General features: G+C 34.0%; 19 protein-coding genes and 3 pseudogenes. 4 read left to right on the plus strand and 18 right to left on the minus strand.

The features are described from left to right. Nucleotides 1-76 precede the first annotated feature (76 nt). From F8162_RS04920 to F8162_RS04960, 9 genes and pseudogenes are all read right to left on the minus strand, one after another. Nucleotides 77-1396, minus strand: coding sequence for an aromatic amino acid transport family protein (locus F8162_RS04920; protein ID WP_097819751.1), 1320 nt, complete (start codon nucleotides 1394-1396; stop codon nucleotides 77-79). Between the two features lie 1116 nt (nucleotides 1397-2512). Next, nucleotides 2513-2848 (minus strand): IDEAL domain-containing protein, encoded by a 336-nt coding sequence (locus tag F8162_RS04925; protein ID WP_076538955.1) that lies wholly within the window; start codon nucleotides 2846-2848, stop codon nucleotides 2513-2515. Nucleotides 2849-2973: 125 nt separating this feature from the next. Beyond that, nucleotides 2974-3387 carry an Rrf2-family transcriptional regulator SaiR gene (gene saiR, locus F8162_RS04930; RefSeq protein WP_001083470.1) on the minus strand — a complete coding sequence of 138 codons (414 nt, stop codon included), beginning with the start codon at nucleotides 3385-3387 and terminating at the stop codon, nucleotides 2974-2976. 194 nt (nucleotides 3388-3581) lie between these two features. Then, nucleotides 3582-3716 (minus strand): BA3454 family stress response protein, encoded by a 135-nt coding sequence (locus tag F8162_RS04935; RefSeq protein WP_151634477.1) that lies wholly within the window; start codon nucleotides 3714-3716, stop codon nucleotides 3582-3584. 30 nt (nucleotides 3717-3746) lie between these two features. Continuing rightward, nucleotides 3747-4142, minus strand: coding sequence for a transcriptional regulator SpxA (gene spxA / locus F8162_RS04940; RefSeq protein WP_151634475.1), 396 nt, complete (start codon nucleotides 4140-4142; stop codon nucleotides 3747-3749). A 532-nt stretch (nucleotides 4143-4674) separates the two neighbouring features. Further along, nucleotides 4675-4755 (minus strand): annotated as a pseudogene (locus tag F8162_RS04945) (esterase); the annotation flags it as partial. Between the two features lie 60 nt (nucleotides 4756-4815). Beyond that, complete coding sequence (locus F8162_RS04950) at nucleotides 4816-5640, minus strand: MBL fold metallo-hydrolase (RefSeq protein ID WP_151634473.1); 825 nt, start codon at nucleotides 5638-5640, stop codon at nucleotides 4816-4818. A 28-nt stretch (nucleotides 5641-5668) separates the two neighbouring features. After that, entirely contained in the window at nucleotides 5669-6226 is a 558-nt protein-coding gene (locus tag F8162_RS04955; RefSeq protein WP_151634471.1) for a DUF7010 family protein, read from the minus strand. A 26-nt stretch (nucleotides 6227-6252) separates the two neighbouring features. Further along, nucleotides 6253-7091 (minus strand): annotated as a pseudogene (locus F8162_RS04960) (phosphotransferase family protein). Nucleotides 7092-7266: 175 nt separating this feature from the next. Here F8162_RS04960 and F8162_RS04965 point away from each other — a divergent pair. Beyond that, entirely contained in the window at nucleotides 7267-7476 is a 210-nt protein-coding gene (locus tag F8162_RS04965; RefSeq protein ID WP_000801653.1) for a hypothetical protein, read from the plus strand. A 29-nt stretch (nucleotides 7477-7505) separates the two neighbouring features. Here F8162_RS04965 and F8162_RS04970 read toward each other — a convergent pair whose 3' ends face one another. The 5 genes from F8162_RS04970 to F8162_RS04990 all read right to left on the minus strand — a co-directional run bounded on the left by F8162_RS04970 (nucleotide 7506) and on the right by F8162_RS04990 (nucleotide 11850). After that, nucleotides 7506-8279 (minus strand): GNAT family N-acetyltransferase, encoded by a 774-nt coding sequence (locus F8162_RS04970; protein ID WP_151635400.1) that lies wholly within the window; start codon nucleotides 8277-8279, stop codon nucleotides 7506-7508. After that, nucleotides 8276-8980, minus strand: coding sequence for an SDR family NAD(P)-dependent oxidoreductase (locus F8162_RS04975; protein WP_151634469.1), 705 nt, complete (start codon nucleotides 8978-8980; stop codon nucleotides 8276-8278). Before F8162_RS04975 ends, F8162_RS04970 begins: the two co-directional genes overlap by 4 nt. Beyond that, nucleotides 8977-9540 carry a GNAT family N-acetyltransferase gene (locus F8162_RS04980; RefSeq protein ID WP_151634467.1) on the minus strand — a complete coding sequence of 188 codons (564 nt, stop codon included), beginning with the start codon at nucleotides 9538-9540 and terminating at the stop codon, nucleotides 8977-8979. The genes F8162_RS04975 and F8162_RS04980 overlap by 4 nt, the downstream gene beginning before the upstream one ends. 144 nt (nucleotides 9541-9684) lie before the next feature. Further along, nucleotides 9685-11184, minus strand: coding sequence for a class I adenylate-forming enzyme family protein (locus F8162_RS04985; RefSeq protein WP_151634465.1), 1500 nt, complete (start codon nucleotides 11182-11184; stop codon nucleotides 9685-9687). 132 nt (nucleotides 11185-11316) lie between these two features. Further along, complete coding sequence (locus F8162_RS04990) at nucleotides 11317-11850, minus strand: NAD(P)H-dependent oxidoreductase (RefSeq protein WP_151634463.1); 534 nt, start codon at nucleotides 11848-11850, stop codon at nucleotides 11317-11319. Between the two features lie 124 nt (nucleotides 11851-11974). Here F8162_RS04990 and F8162_RS04995 point away from each other — a divergent pair, with 124 nt between their 5' ends. Then, nucleotides 11975-12298 carry a winged helix-turn-helix transcriptional regulator gene (locus F8162_RS04995; protein WP_073515730.1) on the plus strand — a complete coding sequence of 108 codons (324 nt, stop codon included), beginning with the start codon at nucleotides 11975-11977 and terminating at the stop codon, nucleotides 12296-12298. A 245-nt stretch (nucleotides 12299-12543) separates the two neighbouring features. Here the strand turns inward: F8162_RS04995 and F8162_RS05000 are convergent, their stop codons facing one another. The 3 genes from F8162_RS05000 to sigI form a co-directional block, all read right to left on the minus strand. Continuing rightward, nucleotides 12544-12810, minus strand: coding sequence for an ArsR/SmtB family transcription factor (locus F8162_RS05000; protein WP_151634461.1), 267 nt, complete (start codon nucleotides 12808-12810; stop codon nucleotides 12544-12546). 173 nt (nucleotides 12811-12983) lie between these two features. Continuing rightward, nucleotides 12984-14339 (minus strand): anti-sigma factor domain-containing protein, encoded by a 1356-nt coding sequence (locus tag F8162_RS05005; protein WP_318826080.1) that lies wholly within the window; start codon nucleotides 14337-14339, stop codon nucleotides 12984-12986. Further along, nucleotides 14332-15054, minus strand: coding sequence for an RNA polymerase sigma factor SigI (gene sigI, locus F8162_RS05010; protein WP_151634457.1), 723 nt, complete (start codon nucleotides 15052-15054; stop codon nucleotides 14332-14334). Before sigI ends, F8162_RS05005 begins: the two co-directional genes overlap by 8 nt. A 501-nt stretch (nucleotides 15055-15555) precedes the next feature. On the opposite strand from sigI, the gene F8162_RS05015 reads away from it, so the two are divergent. Next, nucleotides 15556-15762: a hypothetical protein gene (locus tag F8162_RS05015; RefSeq protein ID WP_000834521.1), complete on the plus strand. Its 207-nt coding sequence runs from the start codon at nucleotides 15556-15558 to the stop codon at nucleotides 15760-15762. A gap of 74 nt (nucleotides 15763-15836) precedes the next feature. Here F8162_RS05015 and F8162_RS05020 read toward each other — a convergent pair. Then, nucleotides 15837-16206, minus strand: a pseudogene (locus F8162_RS05020) (hypothetical protein). A gap of 465 nt (nucleotides 16207-16671) precedes the next feature. On the opposite strand from F8162_RS05020, the gene F8162_RS29035 reads away from it, so the two are divergent. Next, nucleotides 16672-16968, plus strand: a complete 297-nt coding sequence (locus F8162_RS29035; RefSeq protein WP_151634455.1) for a hypothetical protein — start codon at nucleotides 16672-16674, stop codon at nucleotides 16966-16968. Nucleotides 16969-17240 lie beyond the last annotated feature (272 nt).

Raw genomic sequence — 17240 nt, forward strand, 5'->3', positions numbered from 1 at the left:
AAAAGGGACAGACCCTCCAAACGGAGAAGCCTGTCCCAAAATCGTTCTATTTTATATTAGAACGAACAATCGTGAATTAGAATAATGATTTAATACTTGCTAAAACAGTAAGTACACCTACAATAATAACAAATACGTTACTCATTTTCCCTTTGTATTTAGCTAGTACTGGTACTTTATTGATTGCATACATCGGTAATAGACATAAGATAGCAGCAACTAATGGACCACTTAGAGAATCAATAAGTCCAAGAATACTTGGATTTGTATAAGCAACAAACCAGCATGATAATACAACAAAAGTAAGGACGATTGTCTTAATTGTTTTTTCTTCAATTACTTTTCCACGTGATTTACCGAACTTAATAATCATGTCACGCATTACTTCAAATGCTCCGATATAATGGCCAAGGAAAGATTTTGTAATAGCCACAAAAGCAATGATTGGAGCTGCAATCGTGATTACAGGTGAATTCAGTTCATTAGCAAGATATGAAAGAATTGATAAGTTTTGCTCTTTTGCCATTTTTAAATCCTCTGGAGTCAAGCTTAATGTACTACTCCAAACGAAGAACATAACTACAGCGAATGTCATGATATAACAAACTTTTTGTATTTGCGCACATTTAGCATCAGTAGCTTCTATTCCATACGTAGATCTCTGTTTCACAACAAATGATGAGATCATAGGTGAATGATTAAATGAGAATACGATGATTGGTAGAATCAACAATATCGTTCCAAAATATCCTGTTCCTGTTGAAGTAGTAGAAACAGCTGAAAAGCTAAGCATTGACGTATTCCACTGTGGAATTAAAGATATTGCGATAAACAGTAGAGAAGCTATGAAAGGATACACTAGCATACTCATGATCTTTACAGTAATATCTTGACCAAAATTCAGTATAGCGATAAGACCAAGAACTAATACAAGTGATAAAATGGCCCTTGGAGGCTCTGGCATGTGCAATTGATGCACGATAAAACTACTTGCAGTGTTTGTAAGCGCAACCGAATACATTAGTACGATTGTATAAATTGAACCGAAATATACGATGTTAAAAATGATACTTGCTTTATTTCCGAAATACTCTCTAATTGTACCTGTGATCCCCTCATCAGCAGAATTAGAAGCGTATATCATTTTAGCAAGCGCCCTATGTGAGTAATACATAACTGGATATGCAAGCAATGTAATTAGTAGTAAAGATAATAAACCACCTGAACCTGCATTAATCGGTAAAAAGAGCACCCCTGCTCCAATTGCAGTTCCAAATAGGCTCAATGCCCATGTAGTATCCTGCTTATGCCACTTTTTCGGATCTGCATATTGCTCATTTTTTAGTGCGGTATTTTCAGCTTGAACTTCTATTTTCTTTGCAGTATTTCCGTTCATATAATAACTCCCCCTTGTATCTATTCCTGCGTCTCTTTTTATTGCTAACAAATATTCACCTTTTTGGATAATGAATTCCTTACAAGTTGCCCCACATTGTATGTCCTTCATCATAATGAATCCAAATTGAAACATTCGCTAGTTAGCGTCCTAACATAAATGTTAGCGTTCACAAAAAAGTTCACTCGTAATATCCGCTCTTTATATAAAGACCGCTTAAGAGAACGATATTGAATAGACTTCATAAATACGTTGCAACATTTCTAATAACAGTGTATTACTTTGATGGTTTCTCTAAATTACTTGTAACAGTAATTTCAGTTAAACCGGCCTCTCTTCATTTATGAGGCATTTCTTTCTCAATTCTATACATCACTTTAATAGCTTCGGCAGCATTTATGGTATTGATTACACAAGCCACTGAAGCACTTTACATACATTTCGCCTCTAACCACACACCTTTCTTACTAATAATCGCATTTTTTATATTTTCTCCAGAGATAATAAAATTTCTCTCGACGCCCTCATTATAACGTGTATATTTATAAAATTAATATTTTTATATTTTCAGAAATATTAATTGGATATAATTTTACATGGATAATATTTTACAGTTAGCATGTAAACCTTGTTCCTATCACTTAAAACGGAATTGTTCGGCAAAAAACACAGTTAAATATTGTTTATCTAAGTTACTCATTTTAAAAATACTCATATCTTTCTTTACCGAAAAATTTTATTTTGATTTAAAAAAGATATTCTAGTAAATAATTAATGTGGTTAAAAAGAGTATCTCTTCAAATGCATAAACCAATTTTCAGGATATATATTACAGAAGTTGCATTCATATACATTTTCAACTTGATCGGTAACGAGAGAACCGCTCACATTTTGCTACACGAAAAAATAAAATAAGCCGCCCATATGGACAGCTCATTTACATCATTATCATTATTAGGAGGGAGCAAACAAATCACTTCAATGTCATCTTAATTGTAGTTTTTTCAACTCTTCTTCAGGTATGTTTCTATGTTTGTAATAAATGAGTTGTATTTCATTTCCTTTTAGATGCTATTATTACACGATCCAACCTATTAAAAATGAATAATATAATCTTTAAAATCCCTCATTAACTAGCTCTTTTATCGAGTTTAATTTTGCTGAGAGCTCAATAAACCATTCTTCATCCCCTGTTAATAATGCAAGGTCTATAAGATAAAGGATTTGTTCCTTATTGATTACCTTTGATTCAGGGAGTTTGTTAACATGTTTACTAAAAAGCAAAATCGCTTCATTCATTGTGTACTTGTCGTCACGTTTCACAATGCTAACTGTAACTACATCTTCTACTTCATCAAGTGATACAATGTAACCAACTATGAATTCACCCTCATTTGATATTCCACGAACCCAATCTCCCACTTTTAAAACATGATTATTATTTGACATCATACTTTTTCACCTTCTTATAAATATTTTTTGTTACGATAAAAAAGATATAAAAACTAAATCCAACTGTAATATTTTTATTTACAGTTATTTTTTAAGAACTAACGGCTACATAATAATTAAGCCGCTTAACGTTCTTGATTAATAAGGTCAACAACTTCTTTCATTGTATAATTCTTCAAATATTCACCTAGATGTTCTTCCGCACCTAAGAAAATAGCAAAAAGAACTTTCCGCATGTTCGAACCTACAATACACTGATCATTTGATTCTGGACACTTCGGCTGCAATGCACCTTCAGAGGTTATTTGATAAATATTCCAAAGATTAATTTCACTTAAATCACGGGCAAAAATAAAGCCTCCACCAGTTCCCTCTTTTGATTGTATAAACTTATGTTTTTTTAACAAACTTAGCACTTTGCGAATGCGCACGGGATGAACACCTGCACTTTCGGAAATAGCATTACTTGTTGACATCCGATCTGGTTGTAAAGCTAAATAAGTTAAACTGTGAATGGCCAAAGTAAAGTCGCTGTTCATTGTTGTCCTCCTACGATAAAAAATATGATTTCTCGCTTAGTAACTTACTGTAGCCATAAATATTACAGATAGGTTAGTCAAACGTTAAAATATATAAGAAGCATGCTTAGCATAAAAAAATAAATCCCTTTATATTCTATCAGAACTCCTCTATATCTCCTATCTTCAATTAGCTTTTTAAGCTACAAATAAATTTAAACTGTCCACTGTTTCTTAACTTGTTCTTCTGCCAATTGTTTAATTTCTGTCCAAATCGTATCTTTATTCACAATAACATTTGTGTGATAATTTCTATCTTTATAATTAACTGTAACACGTACTTCAATCACTTCTGTTTCCTCCTTTCAAAATATTACTTATTAATTAGCCATTTTTTGCAATTCAACATTCAAAAATGTTCGAACGCTACGCGGTAAAAATTTGCGAATTTCTTCCTCATTAAAACCAACCTGTAATCTTTTTTCATCCAGCATAATTGGACGACGTAACATTTGAGGATACTCAATTATTAATTTATAAAACTCATTAAGCGAAAGCGCCTCAATATTTATATTTAATTCCTGAAAAATTTTAGATCTAGTTGAAATAATTTCAGTAGCACCATCTTCAGTTAAACGAAGAATGGATTTCAGTTCATCAACTGTAAGCAAATTTGATACGATATTTTTTTCGGTATAATCAATTTGATGTTCTTCAAGCCATGCTTTTGCTTTTCGGCATGAACTACAGCTTGCTGACGTATATAAAATCACCATATTTTACACACACTCCTTTACTTTTTAAAATTATTATATAGATAATTGAAATGTATTAAAAAAAATTACAGTTTAGAATGAAATACACGTTATATTATTTATTCAAGAATATTTAATTTATCTGTTTTTCACAAAAATAACAACTCACTTCTAAAAACTATACTGTAATTTTAAACTTTACAGTTCAATTAATCAACTGTTAAGTCTTGGATGCATTCCATTAGCACAGCAAATCATTTTCTTTTGTACGAATGTCTCATAGTATTACGGCTAACTACTTCTTTAAAGTACATTTTATCCCGCTATTTGAGTCACCGCCTCAAAATTTGGCAAGAGCAAAAAAGGTAGGTCGAAGTCGGCTCCCCTTAATAACCCGATTGGTACGGTCTAATTATATTTCACTTTATTCATTTCTTTCCTACATGTACTACTATGAAATATATTTAGCACAATTAAAGCTACTGTATTGAACACAGCAGCATTGTAAGAGGAAATACGCGAACAAAGAAGCAAAGCGCACACACTTTGCTTCTTACAAAATCCCTTTTAACTTTTTACCAATTAACTCCTCTACATATTCATAACCTTGTCGGCCAAAATGTAAACCGTTTTTTCATCAGCTGTAATACTATCACCGAAGCATACTAACGTTTTCATAGAGCTAATTCTCCTTTTACGTATGAAATAGCTTTCCTTCTACCGCCTTAATATATCTTTCAGCAGAACGTTCCACTGCCTCATTCGCATTCTCTTTCACTACTCCGTGAAAAGCATTATATAAACGATTAAATTGTAATGGCTTCACTCGATTCGCCATTTCCTCCACTTTTCTTGCCGGTAAGGGAATTAAGTTTGGATAGCTATACATGAAACTCACCCACTGCTGATCCGCTACGACTTGAATAATATCACCTGTTAATAAAATACCTTTCCCGTCATTTCCTTCTTCCAAATGTAATACAGCACCGCCACTAAAATGTCCTCCGAGACGATGAATAGTAATTCCATCCGCTAATTGTAAAGTCTCCCCAGACCAGTAAATAATACGACTACTCGGGCGTACTACCCACTCTTTATCATCTTCATGTATATAAATTGGTACATCAAACGTTTCTGCCCATTCTACTTGTGTTGAATAATAATGAGGATGAGATAGTGCAATCGCATCTAACCCTCCCCACTCTTTTATCTTCTCAATTGTCGTTTCATCTAAATAAGTAATACAATCCCATAATAAACGATAGGAATCCGTCTTTACGACAAATGCCGTTTGACCGATCGCAAATTTCGGTTTTGTCGTAATGCTATAAAGTCCATGCTCTTCTTCTATCATTTCATTTTTATATGTGTCACTCGTTCGCAAGTTTTCTAAAGTCGTCCAAGACTGCCCTTTCGGATTCACATATTGTCTCTCCTCATCACAAATAACACAACTTACTGGTTCTTCCACACTCGCCGCATACTGTACGCCGCACGTTGTACAAACGAAATTTTTCATAATAATTCCCCCTATCCCTATATTTTTATTAAGCTGATTTTTGTTGATAGTGATCTACTTTTTTATTTTCAATTAATAAACCGATTAGGGTCAGTAAGTAAACAGCTGTAACTGACAATGGAATGACAGTAAATCCCTTGTCTGCAAAAAGAATCCCGCAAACTGACGTTACGAATACAGTCCCTACTGACAATAAACCATAACTTTTACTCTCATAAATCCATACGTACGGTACAAAATGAACACCTATTAACATTGCCACTACGAAAGGTAACCACTCTGGAAATTGAAAATAGGCAAGTAATACAAACGGAATATTTAATACATTTATCCCGCCAATTACTCCCGCTAAAGTCCCTAGCGGATTTCCTTTCGCAAACATATCAATTTTCAATATAGCAGCTATTATTAAGCCGAAAGGAAATACACATCCCATACCAATTAAATACACCCACACAACTTGCTTTTCTGAAAGAAGAACACCAGTTACACTCGCTACAATCCAAAATAAAATACCAGCTATTATAACAGGAACTCCTCTCTTCGTTTTTTGTGCTAAATCTCTTTTTGCTTCTGCTATGTTCATTTCATTATCTCTCCCAACTATTTGTACTATAAAGCCGGATTGATTTCGCCCATCCAATAACGCCAAGCTACTAAGTAATCTTCTAAATCTTTCGGGTGGTGTCTCAAACATGTATCTATACGCAAATATAATCCTATGACTATTTCCTCGTACAAATCTCGTTCTTTTTTATAAAAGACACATTGTTTCATCACATAATTAATCGTTTCTTTCGTTACATCTTCAGGAGTTGAACAGAACGCATAAATTAAGTCGTATAAAGGATCTCCAAGGACTGGTAACGGATCAATTACCCCATGTAACCTATTCTGCCGAAATATAAAATTATGAAATCCGAAATCACCATGTAATAAAAATGGCTGATTTACTCCGGCATCCCTATTTGCTAGTTTAAGAACCTTTCTATACTCCTCCTCACTTATGTAACGTCTTACATTTTCATAAGCTCCCATCACATTTGTCGTTAAAAATTCATTCCAAGATTGAACCGGACTTTCTTTCCATCCCCAGACATCTGCCTCTGGAACAATTTTATACTTATTGATAACTTCTTTTACAAGTGTACGAAGCTACTTCGTTTATATCCTTGTTCGCACGAAGTACTACCTTCAAGGAAAGAATACACAATATAAGTATGTAAAGGTTCCTTATACAAAAGTTTTGAAAATAAAGTATTACCCTCATAAAAAGAAAGAAAATGAGCTTCTTCACGTATTACTTCCGCTTCATTCAGCTTTACTACATATTTTTCGTCCAACAAATATACAGTACTTGTCGTTCCTCCGTTCAACGCTTTCACGTTATTCGGATAACGCGAAATAACTTTCTCCTTAACTAGTTGTGCAGCGATTATTGAAATGTCCATTCCCTCACCCTTTAATTCCGAAGATTCCTTCAATTCGAAAGACAACTTTACTATTATTTGACAAACAAATAGGAAACCCCTTCCAAAATCTTAATATAACAAAAATTCATTTACTTTTATATTTCAAAAATAAGGAAATAATAACAACAACGTTACATACATATAGGAGGTCACTATGAAACCTGAATTTTTAAAAGCTGTACATGATGCCATTGGAAATGTTGAACACATTCATATAGAAGAAAGCGGTGCTGACAGCTTACTTATCCATCATGATGATGCACAGCAGTTACAACAAGTCGCTAAAACGTTAGAAAACAATAACTTCCGCTCTGCTTTAAGAACAACTGGAGATGCTTCGTATATTGAAGTGTTGAACAGATAAAGAGAAGCCTTGGCAAAATGCCGGGCTTTTTAACCTTCTTTAAAAATTTTATAATAAAGCTCTATCTCTGTTTTCACCGAACAATTATTCCTCCAAAATATCCTCTGCATCTTTTCATTTGAAGTATGTGTGCTTCCAATGTAATAAGTAGCGCCGATTTCCTTTAACATAAGTAAAGATTGAAGATGCAGTTGGGAAGAGATTCCTTTCCCTCGATAATAAGGCATTATCCCAAAGTAAAATAATCGTCCTTCACTTTTCGTTCCAGGCTCTATATGCGGTATGGACAAACCAATTGGCTCATTTTTACCATAAAAAACAATGCATGACTTCTCCCAGCCTTTACCTAACTCTGTTTGTACTGAATAAAAATGCTCATCAATATTTAAAATGGAAGTTTGATTTCCTGAGTTCAACATACATTGCTCCCAAATGCATTTAAAATCCTTTTCCGATAACGTTTCTCCTATTGAACGGTATGTAAATTGTTTTTCAAGCGCCTCTACATCGTCTAATTCTCTACACACTTCTATCTTTTCTGCATGTAAAGAAAAACCAGCATTAAGCAAAATCCTCGCACTTGAGTTATAACTACTAAACCTTTTGTCTAATACAATACTCGCTCTTTTTAACTCCCAGTTAAAACAAATTTCTTCAAATCTACTTATCGTCTCTTTATAAGTTTCTAAGTTATAAAAAGCATCTTCTTCTATTTCTTCAATCGTTACTGCATTTGGTAAGCCATTTAATACTTTTTTAGACGAGCCAAATAAATTCTGAATGATTACAAGATCGCATATCACCACTTCAATTCACCCACGCCCGGCTCAATAAACTTCCCTGAAACATCCTCATTTGAATCGATTACCCAATCATATATATTTTGCGCACCTTCAGCCGGAGTCATATTCGCATCAAAGGCACCAATATCAGTCTTTAATTTTCCAGGGTGAATTGCCGTTACACAAATCCCTTTATTCTCAAACTCTTGTTGTAAGCAGAGTGTTAACATATTTTGTGCAGCTTTACCAATTCGATAGGAATAGGAAAATTGACCTTGCGGAAACTCTTTACTCGCCATTTTATGTAATGATCCTAAGCGAGAGGATACATTTATTATTCTCGGATGATCCGATTTCTCTAAAGCTACATATGTACCTTTTACAGCTCGAATTACACCTAAGCAATGAATATTAAATAAGTTCGCTAACTCTTCTGAATTCGTATGTAAAACCTCAGTCTCCTTTCCAGTAATTCCAGCGTTATTTATAACTAGATCCAAATACTCTGTATATTCCGCAAGCTGGTTCTTAATTTGGTCCGTACTCTCATCAATCGATAAGTCTGCCAATATAGGAAAACATCTACAACTAAACATTTGCTTCAATTGCGTTACCGCAGCCTCAGTTCTAACTAACGGATAAACGATATGCCCATTTTTATGAAATACTTTGACTAACTGTAACCCTAAGCCTCGATTTCCACCTGTAATAAACACTCTCATATTTCCATCTCCTTATTTTTATAATAAATAAGAAAATCCATCCACTTCCCATTCTCTAAAGAAAACGCCTTTCTCTTGCATTCAAAAGAAAAACCCGCTCTTTCCGCGATACGAACGGATGGCTCATTATCAACATGTATATGTAATTCAATTCTATGAAAATGAAGACTATTAAAAAATAACGATAACGCAGCTTTCACACTTTCCATGCCATATCCATTTTTCCAGTATTGATTATGTATGGAATACCCCATCACCGCCCATTGATAGTCCATACGTAAAATTTTTATCAGCTCTAGTTTTCCAATGTTAGCCCCGTCTTCTTTACGAAAAATGCCTAATACATACATTTCATCTCGATGTGCTGCTTCATCAAAACCTCTTATCCATTCTGTGAACCATTCTTTCGTTGATGATGCCATAACTTGATAGCCATCGTCATATTTGTACTGCGATGGTAACCTCTTATGAAATCCATCGAACCAACTTTCATAATCATTATTTTGGAACGGACGAATCATAAGTCTCTCTGTCTCTATTTGTAATAGCGGCAGCTTCATTTATATCTCTTCCTTTAATTAATGATTGAATATTCTTTATTATCTTACACAAAATACAAAATCTAGTAAATTATTATGTTCTTTACAAACAAAAATCCAGTCATGCTCACTGCATAACTGGATTCCTCATCATCTAATCACTTTTTATTTTACAAGTACACCTTCTCTTAATTCCCTCTTCAACACTTTCCCTAAAGCATTTTTCGGTAATTCTTCCATAAATACAACTTCTGGTATTTTATAACTTGCTAGTTTCTCTTGACAATGCTGTATAATTTCTTCTTCCGTTAAAGACGTTTGCGTGTCTTTTACAATATACGCTGTCGGAACCTCACCCCAAAAGTCATCCGGAACCCCAACTACTGCAACTTCTAAAACACCATGTATTTCATGAATAACATCTTCTACTTGATCTGGATATACGTTGTCACCACCACGTATGATAACGTCTTTATATCTTCCCATAATATGCAGGAATCCGTCATTATCTATCATGCCAGCATCGCCCATGTTAAACCAACTATCTTTTACTACCTTCTTTGTCGCCTTTTCATTATTCCAATACCCTTTAAACATGTATGGACTTTTTACATGGATCTCACCAACTTCATTGGTTGTTAGTTCATCACCTGTTTCTGGATGAACAATTTTCAGCTCTACATGTTTAAGTGTTTTTCCTACAGAAGACATCTTTTCTTTTCCCATCATTGGATGCCATGAAGTGACAACCCAACCTTCTGTACTCCCATAGCCTTGCACCATATATATTCCTTTTTCCATATATTTTTGAATAAGTGTTTCTGGCACTTTTGTACCACCGCTTTGTGCCACTTTAAAAGTTGAAATGTTTCGTTCTTTTTTATTTAGCTCATCTAGCATGTAGCTATAAACAGCTGGGAACGCAAGCATCGTCGTAATTTTCTCTTCTTCAATCTTATCCCAAATGAGAGTAGGATTCGAATTAGCTAAGAAAATCATCGTAACGCCATGATAAATGCAATTTAAAATAGAAAGCACGCCACTCATATGGAACAATGGATGCACGGATAAAAAGCGTTCACCTACTGGAAATTCTCTTTGTCCCGCGATTTCAGCAAAATAATGATGTAAGTTTTTATGTCCAATGACACATGCCTTCGCCTGTCCAGTCGTTCCTGAAGTAAATAAGTAAATCGCATCATCATCTTCATGAACTTCTACGTTCGGCTCTGTACTTGGCTGTCCTTGTAATGTTAATTCAAATGAACCAAAGCCTTCTATTGTCGTTTTCATTACATAAGGAATTTCTTTAACAGCATCAATATTTAAAGCTTCATGGAACTCTTCATCAATAACTAACACTTTTAATTTCGCTTCTTTTACAATCGTTTCTAGTTCATAAACAGTAAGCTGATGATTTAGCGGAATACATACCGCTCCAATTTTTAAACTTGCCATCATAATGCTTGGAAACGGGTGATTATTTTTGCATAGTATTCCAATACGATCTCCTCTTTGCACACCATTATGTAACAAATAATGTGCAAGCTGATTTACTCGTTCATTATACTGCTGAAACGAATACCTTTTCTCTCCCCCTACAAGCGCTTCCAAATTTGGTGATTGCATTGCTCTTTTTTGTAATAATTTTTGCATCGTTCTCAAGTAAAACTCCCCTTTATATATGTTAGGTTTTTATTTTACCATATTAACTATTAATTTACTAAAGATTACACTTAGTGAATATAAATCCAATAAAAATAGCCATCTACTTAACAAGTAAATGGCTATTTCCTCTTATATATTAGAATACTCCTTATTCATCACATATTGTACATACTCCGGTGCGCTTTTATCAATCTCTTCATCACTTAATTTATATTCAGCACCGTATAAATAAAACGAAGGTATAAATTTCATATCTGTATATAAGCACGTAGCTTGAAATGGTTTCGTTAACTCCTCCATCGTAATTCCACTATTTTCATAGTCTTTTTCTAATCCACCTATAGAAATAGCTACCCCAAACTCTTTCCCCTTCACTTTATCTCCTTTTGATCCGTAAGCAAATCCATATGTTAATACATCGTCAAACCATTTTTTCAATAATGGTGGTGAGCTGTACCAGTAGAACGGGAATTGAAATATATATCGGTCGTGTTCCACTAACAGCTTTTGTTCCTCTTCCACATTAAACTCCCAATTTGGTGCCACTTTATATAATTCATGCACCGTAATTTCATCCGAATATTTCTCAAGTTCTTCAATCCATCTTTTATTAATTTTTGAGTTTTCAATATCAGGATGTGCTACAATTACAAGTGTTTTCATCAGTTTCCATCCCCTTTATAAATTAATCAATCCTTTACGTATTAGTATGAATGAGTCACATATAATTGAAAAGTACGTACTTTAAAGTGCTATAGGAACCTTAAAGTACCTGTGGAGGTGTTATATGAATCAAAATGAAGACTGCCCAATTGCAACGACACTCGATGTAATCGGCGGAAAATGGAAAGTTCATATTTTATGTGTTTTGATGGATGGAAAAATGCGAACAAATGAAATCCGACGAGAAATCCCCAACATTACGCAAAAAGTTCTTACACAACAACTTCGGCAACTTGAAGCTGATGGGATTATCCATCGTACTGTATATCAAGAAGTACCACCAAAGGTTGAATACACCATAAGCGAATACGGGAAATCTTTAATGCAAATTATGGATGAACTATGTGAATGGGGAAAAGATCATCAAATGAAAAGATTACATGACTAATAAAACCTATGAACTTCTATACATACTAGTGGGAATGGCACATCACTATCAAGCTAACAAAAAGACCTTAATAAGAAAACTTTCATTTTACAGTCCATTTAAAATTTAGCTTGATAGTGATACGGCAAAACCCAAATAAAGAAGTGCATGAAACAAATTAAAAACAACAATGCATACGACTAATATTAACAAGAGAATTATAGTCGCGAATGGCTTACTTCATTTTGAAGTCTAACCTTCACTCTTTAAGCCAGACTTAACAGTATCGCTTTTGTACGATTATCCGTTACTTCATAATAAATTTCTAACCCTTTCCGAGTACCTGTAACGACTTTCGTAGCTTTTAGTCTTGATAAATGTTGACTAATTGTACTTTGAGGCATTTGTAACATTTCATACATTGTCGTTACGTTAATAGGACCTTTTGCAAGCATTATTTTTACTAATGATAAACGGACAGGATGCGCTAATACCTTCAATACCTCAGTGATTTCTTCATACATTTCTTTCATATTTTTCTCCCCTTTTATATAAATATTATTGATATCCATATATATAATTCGAAAGGATATACGATTTTATGTCCGCCATTTTAAAAAAACATTAAAAAATATCTTCAGATGGAGGGATTCCTCCCAATTCTATAGATTTTTCTTTTACTCGATATTATGTGGTAGGGGTTTTCTTACTGATACCCTCTACCATTGTTCTCTTGTTGGTGCCCATTATTTCCATGCGATCCTCTTCCGTTATTCTCTTGCTGATTTCCATTATTTCCTTGTGATTCTCTTCCGTTATTCCCTTGCTGATTTCCACTATTCCCTTGGGACCCTCTTCCGTTATTCCCTTGCTGGTGCCCATTATTTCCTTGTGATTCTCTTCCGTTGTTCCCTTGCTGATTTCCATTATTACCTTGGGACCCTCTTCCGTTATTCCCTTGCTGGTGCCCATTATTTCCTTGTGATTCTCTTCCGGTGTTTCCCTGCTGATTCCCATTATTACCTTGAGAGCCTCTTCCGTTATTCCCTTGCTGATTTCCATTACTTCCTTGAGAGCCTCTTCCGTTGTTCTCCTCTTGCTTATGTCCATTATTACCTTGAGACCCTCTACCATTATTCTCTTGCTGGGTTCTATTATTTCCTTGCTGCGAGCCTCTTCCATTGTTCCCTTGCTGACTCCCATTATTCCCTTGAGAGCCTCTTCCATTGTTCCCTTGCTGCTTCTCATTATTTTCTTTTATTTGCTTCGGTTGCTGTTCCTTATATTGCTTTTGTTCTATATACTCTTTCTTCTCGTTACTTTCTTCTTTTACAGGTGGCACATCCGATGATGCATCAGAAGATGACTTTTGTTGTTCTTGATTAGACGGCGGTGCAGGTGGAGTAAGCGATTTTTGCTTCTCATTCTCTTGTTTTATATAAACGCCCGTTCCAACTCCTGCTTTCTTGGCGTCCTCCCGTATTTGCATCGTACTGCTTTGATATTCGACTGTAATATGTTTTATTTCATACTCTTTCTTTAATTGCTGCATAGCCTTTTCCAACTGTGGTTCAAGCAACTTGTCCTTTGCAACAGCTGTTAACATAACTTCCTTATCATTCGTTAAGTACTTATCCTCTTGACTCAGCTTTATAATAGTACGTATTACGTCTTGCACATGTTTATTTTCCCATTGCTTCATTTCTTTTAAAATACGCCTTCCATCATCATTACAAGCTCGCAAATCTATAACACGAAAATCCTTCGTTACACTCGCCTCTAAGCTTGGATTTATATCAACTGAAACATAAGCAAAAGCTTTTTCTTCCGGTTGGTTGTAGAAAAACAGAAACACACATAGACAACAAGTAACAAGTATTGATGCAGGCTTAAAAAAAGGAGGCATTGTAAAACGCGGTGACCTTTGTTCTTCTTCATCAAACGAGATTTCCTCCCCAACCATGTATGAGTGCGCTTTTCTTTTACATGTAATAAACTCTCCATTTGGAGTTAAAACAACTACGTTATGTTTTTTTATATCCATTACAATTCCTTTATTCATCATGCTTTTCCCCTCTTATGTAATCAAGAATATATGTATAGTTGTTTGCAAAAATAATACACATTGCAATAATGTATTTTCTATGTCGTTCCAACGTTTTACGACTTACCCTAACTCGTGGTTCAATATGTTTAAGCGGTAATTTTTTCTTTCGGAACAGCTCTTCCATCATTTCCTCTTCTTTTATAATAATCCTCACGATTTCTATTAAGTGCTTACGCGTATCACGATGCTTAGGAGATTCTTTAGCAAGCTCTGAAAATGTGATTTTAAACTCAGCTAACACACTTTGAAAATGAAGAATTTCCTCCCTACGGTTACTATTTTCCATCTCTTTCATATACTCCGTAAGCGATACTTGCATTTCTAATATTTCCTCTTGCTCATCTTCTTTTAAAAAGACAAAGTTATGCTTAGACTCCTTACGTATATAGTCAATTACATCTCTTTTTATAAGAAGATTAGCAAACGCTAGAAAAGATTTCCCTTTTTTATATGAATATTGTTCAATTGCTTCATTAAATGCAAACAACCCAATACTATATTCATCATCCTGTTCTGTAATATATCGGCGACAGACAGACGATATTGATTTTTTAATAAAAGGCTGATACTGTACGATAAATGCTTCCTTATCTCCTCCATTGTTTTGTATGTCACATACGATATCTTCTATTTTCGGTTTTCTTAGGATCTTCATTACTAAACTCAACACTAGTAATCTCCCAGCCTCCTTCAAATAGCAAAAAGGCCACTAAACAAGTGACCATTCAACCACATTTTGTTAGTACTTTTCTTTTGGTTTGTCCTCTTACTGTTGCTCATATTTTTCGAGGCCGATTTTTTATATGACTATTTTTTCCACTTGTACTAAAGTGACGTCTGTATTTTGTACTGCTTTCTTGTTTTCTTTTGCAATGCCACTTGCTCTTTTCTATTTTAGCTGCAATCTTTGAATAACTCTTCGCTATATTTTTGGTAATTTTAGCTTTTTCTTTCATTTGTTTTCTTCTACTTATATATATTCGAAAGAACAAATAATTTTATGGGGGTCAAAAAATTTTTTTTATAAAATAGTTATTTTTTCAAAAATAAAAACCATCAATTGGAAGAAACTCGTTATAACTCCTCCTTATGGTAATTCCTTTGTAAACCTTTTTATTTAAATGTATAATTGTATTAAAAGTCTAAAATTTCAGAATCAGAGGAAGGCGTCATGAAAAGTTTTGGTACGTTAGTAATCTCTACCGTCATTTCAGCAGGCTTAGTGTATTATAATATCGATTCCTTTTATAATAAATTTACATCCGGGAATACATATTACTGGGTAAACGGTATTCTAGCTGCTGGATTCCTTATATCCTTAATTATCAACATAAAAGATATCATCAAGAAAAACTACACAACTTCTGAATCAAATTAAGGAGCCGGAGCCTATTATGGTTCCTTTTTTTATGCAAAATAAAAAAACAGCTGTTAAGCTACTTTGAATTCTTCTTATCCCCAAATGAAATGATATATATTCTCCCGTTACACGTTCATTAATTCCAGCGATCCAAGCGAATCTCATTAAGTCCGCCCCTTGAAGAAAATACACCGAGATCGTAACTGTTACTTGTGACCACATGACTTGATAAAGCTCATTCACTCTCTAATTCGTCGAAACGATTAAATCATTTACAGGTCCATGATTCCATGCAGAGGTTTGAACTGAAGTGAACAGAAGGTCTTTCCCATTTACCACTATTCTTACCACACTTTGAGTTATGTCCATAACAATCCCATCCACCATTACTGAATTTAGACCTGTTTCTATACTCATATTCTTGATTAATAATAAATGTTTAAGGCAAACCCCTATTTTCATTTCTACTCAAGAACAATTTATTTGATAAAATAAAAAAGCAGCGCATTCGCTACTTTAAAATGTCCATTTTGTTCAAATTCACGTTTAATGTGTACTAATTTATGTTTTTTCTTCTAAATAGACCAACGATATATTATAATCCTCTATATACCCAAGGAGGTTTACCATGCTTAATTTTCATAAAACATTCCCCATCTTAGGATTCTTTTGGTTTTTATACGGTTTCATTGGCCTCATCTTTTTATTACTATTCCTTAGCGTGTCGTAACAGCGCTTATAAATATATGTTTAATGTATAATTTCTATATAACAAAGATAAAAGCATCCATGTCCCATTGTTATTCCTCGCTTTCTATTAAAAGGATTATTTTGTTAAAAAATTGATTCTTCTTTATAACCTCTATCTTTTTCTTTTATTTCCCATTAAAATTGAGTAAAACTATTTTGAAAATATAGGAGAAAGCTATGAAGCATAACCTCAATCTATGGTCCTTTATATACTTTTTGATTAGCGTTGGACTATTCCGTTTATATTTTGAAATTCCACTTGAATTATTCAAATTTTTCACGGATTCATTACACATTCACCCTTTATTTATATTACTAGTTTTAACAATAGGAACTTTTTTTTCTGGCATTATAGGATTTTCTAAGATGAATAATTGGATTGCGATGCTTAGGAGTGTAGCAACAGTCTTACTAACATTGTTATTATCAGTGTTTTTAACACTAACTTTGATTGTGGGTTATGCATTAAGTTAAACGTAGTTTTTTATGAGTAAAACTCAATATTCCGTCAATAATATAGATGACATTAGATTTTTCTCCTTGTTCCCCCTTGGAGATGAGCAGTTAGTTTTTGCTAACTGCTCTTATATTAATAACAAAGATAAGATTCCTTAGAATGATTCTTCTTTATTTCTCAATATAAGGAGCCTTGGATTTTCATTAAAACTCCTGTAGTATATGAACAAAGAGTAAGGTAAGAGTTACTCTTTGCCATTTTAGGAAAGGTTCTGTTGGAAACAACAGGA

The sequence above is a fragment of the Bacillus sp. CH140a_4T genome, from assembly GCF_008923725.1.
Taxonomy (GTDB): domain Bacteria; phylum Bacillota; class Bacilli; order Bacillales; family Bacillaceae_G; genus Bacillus_A.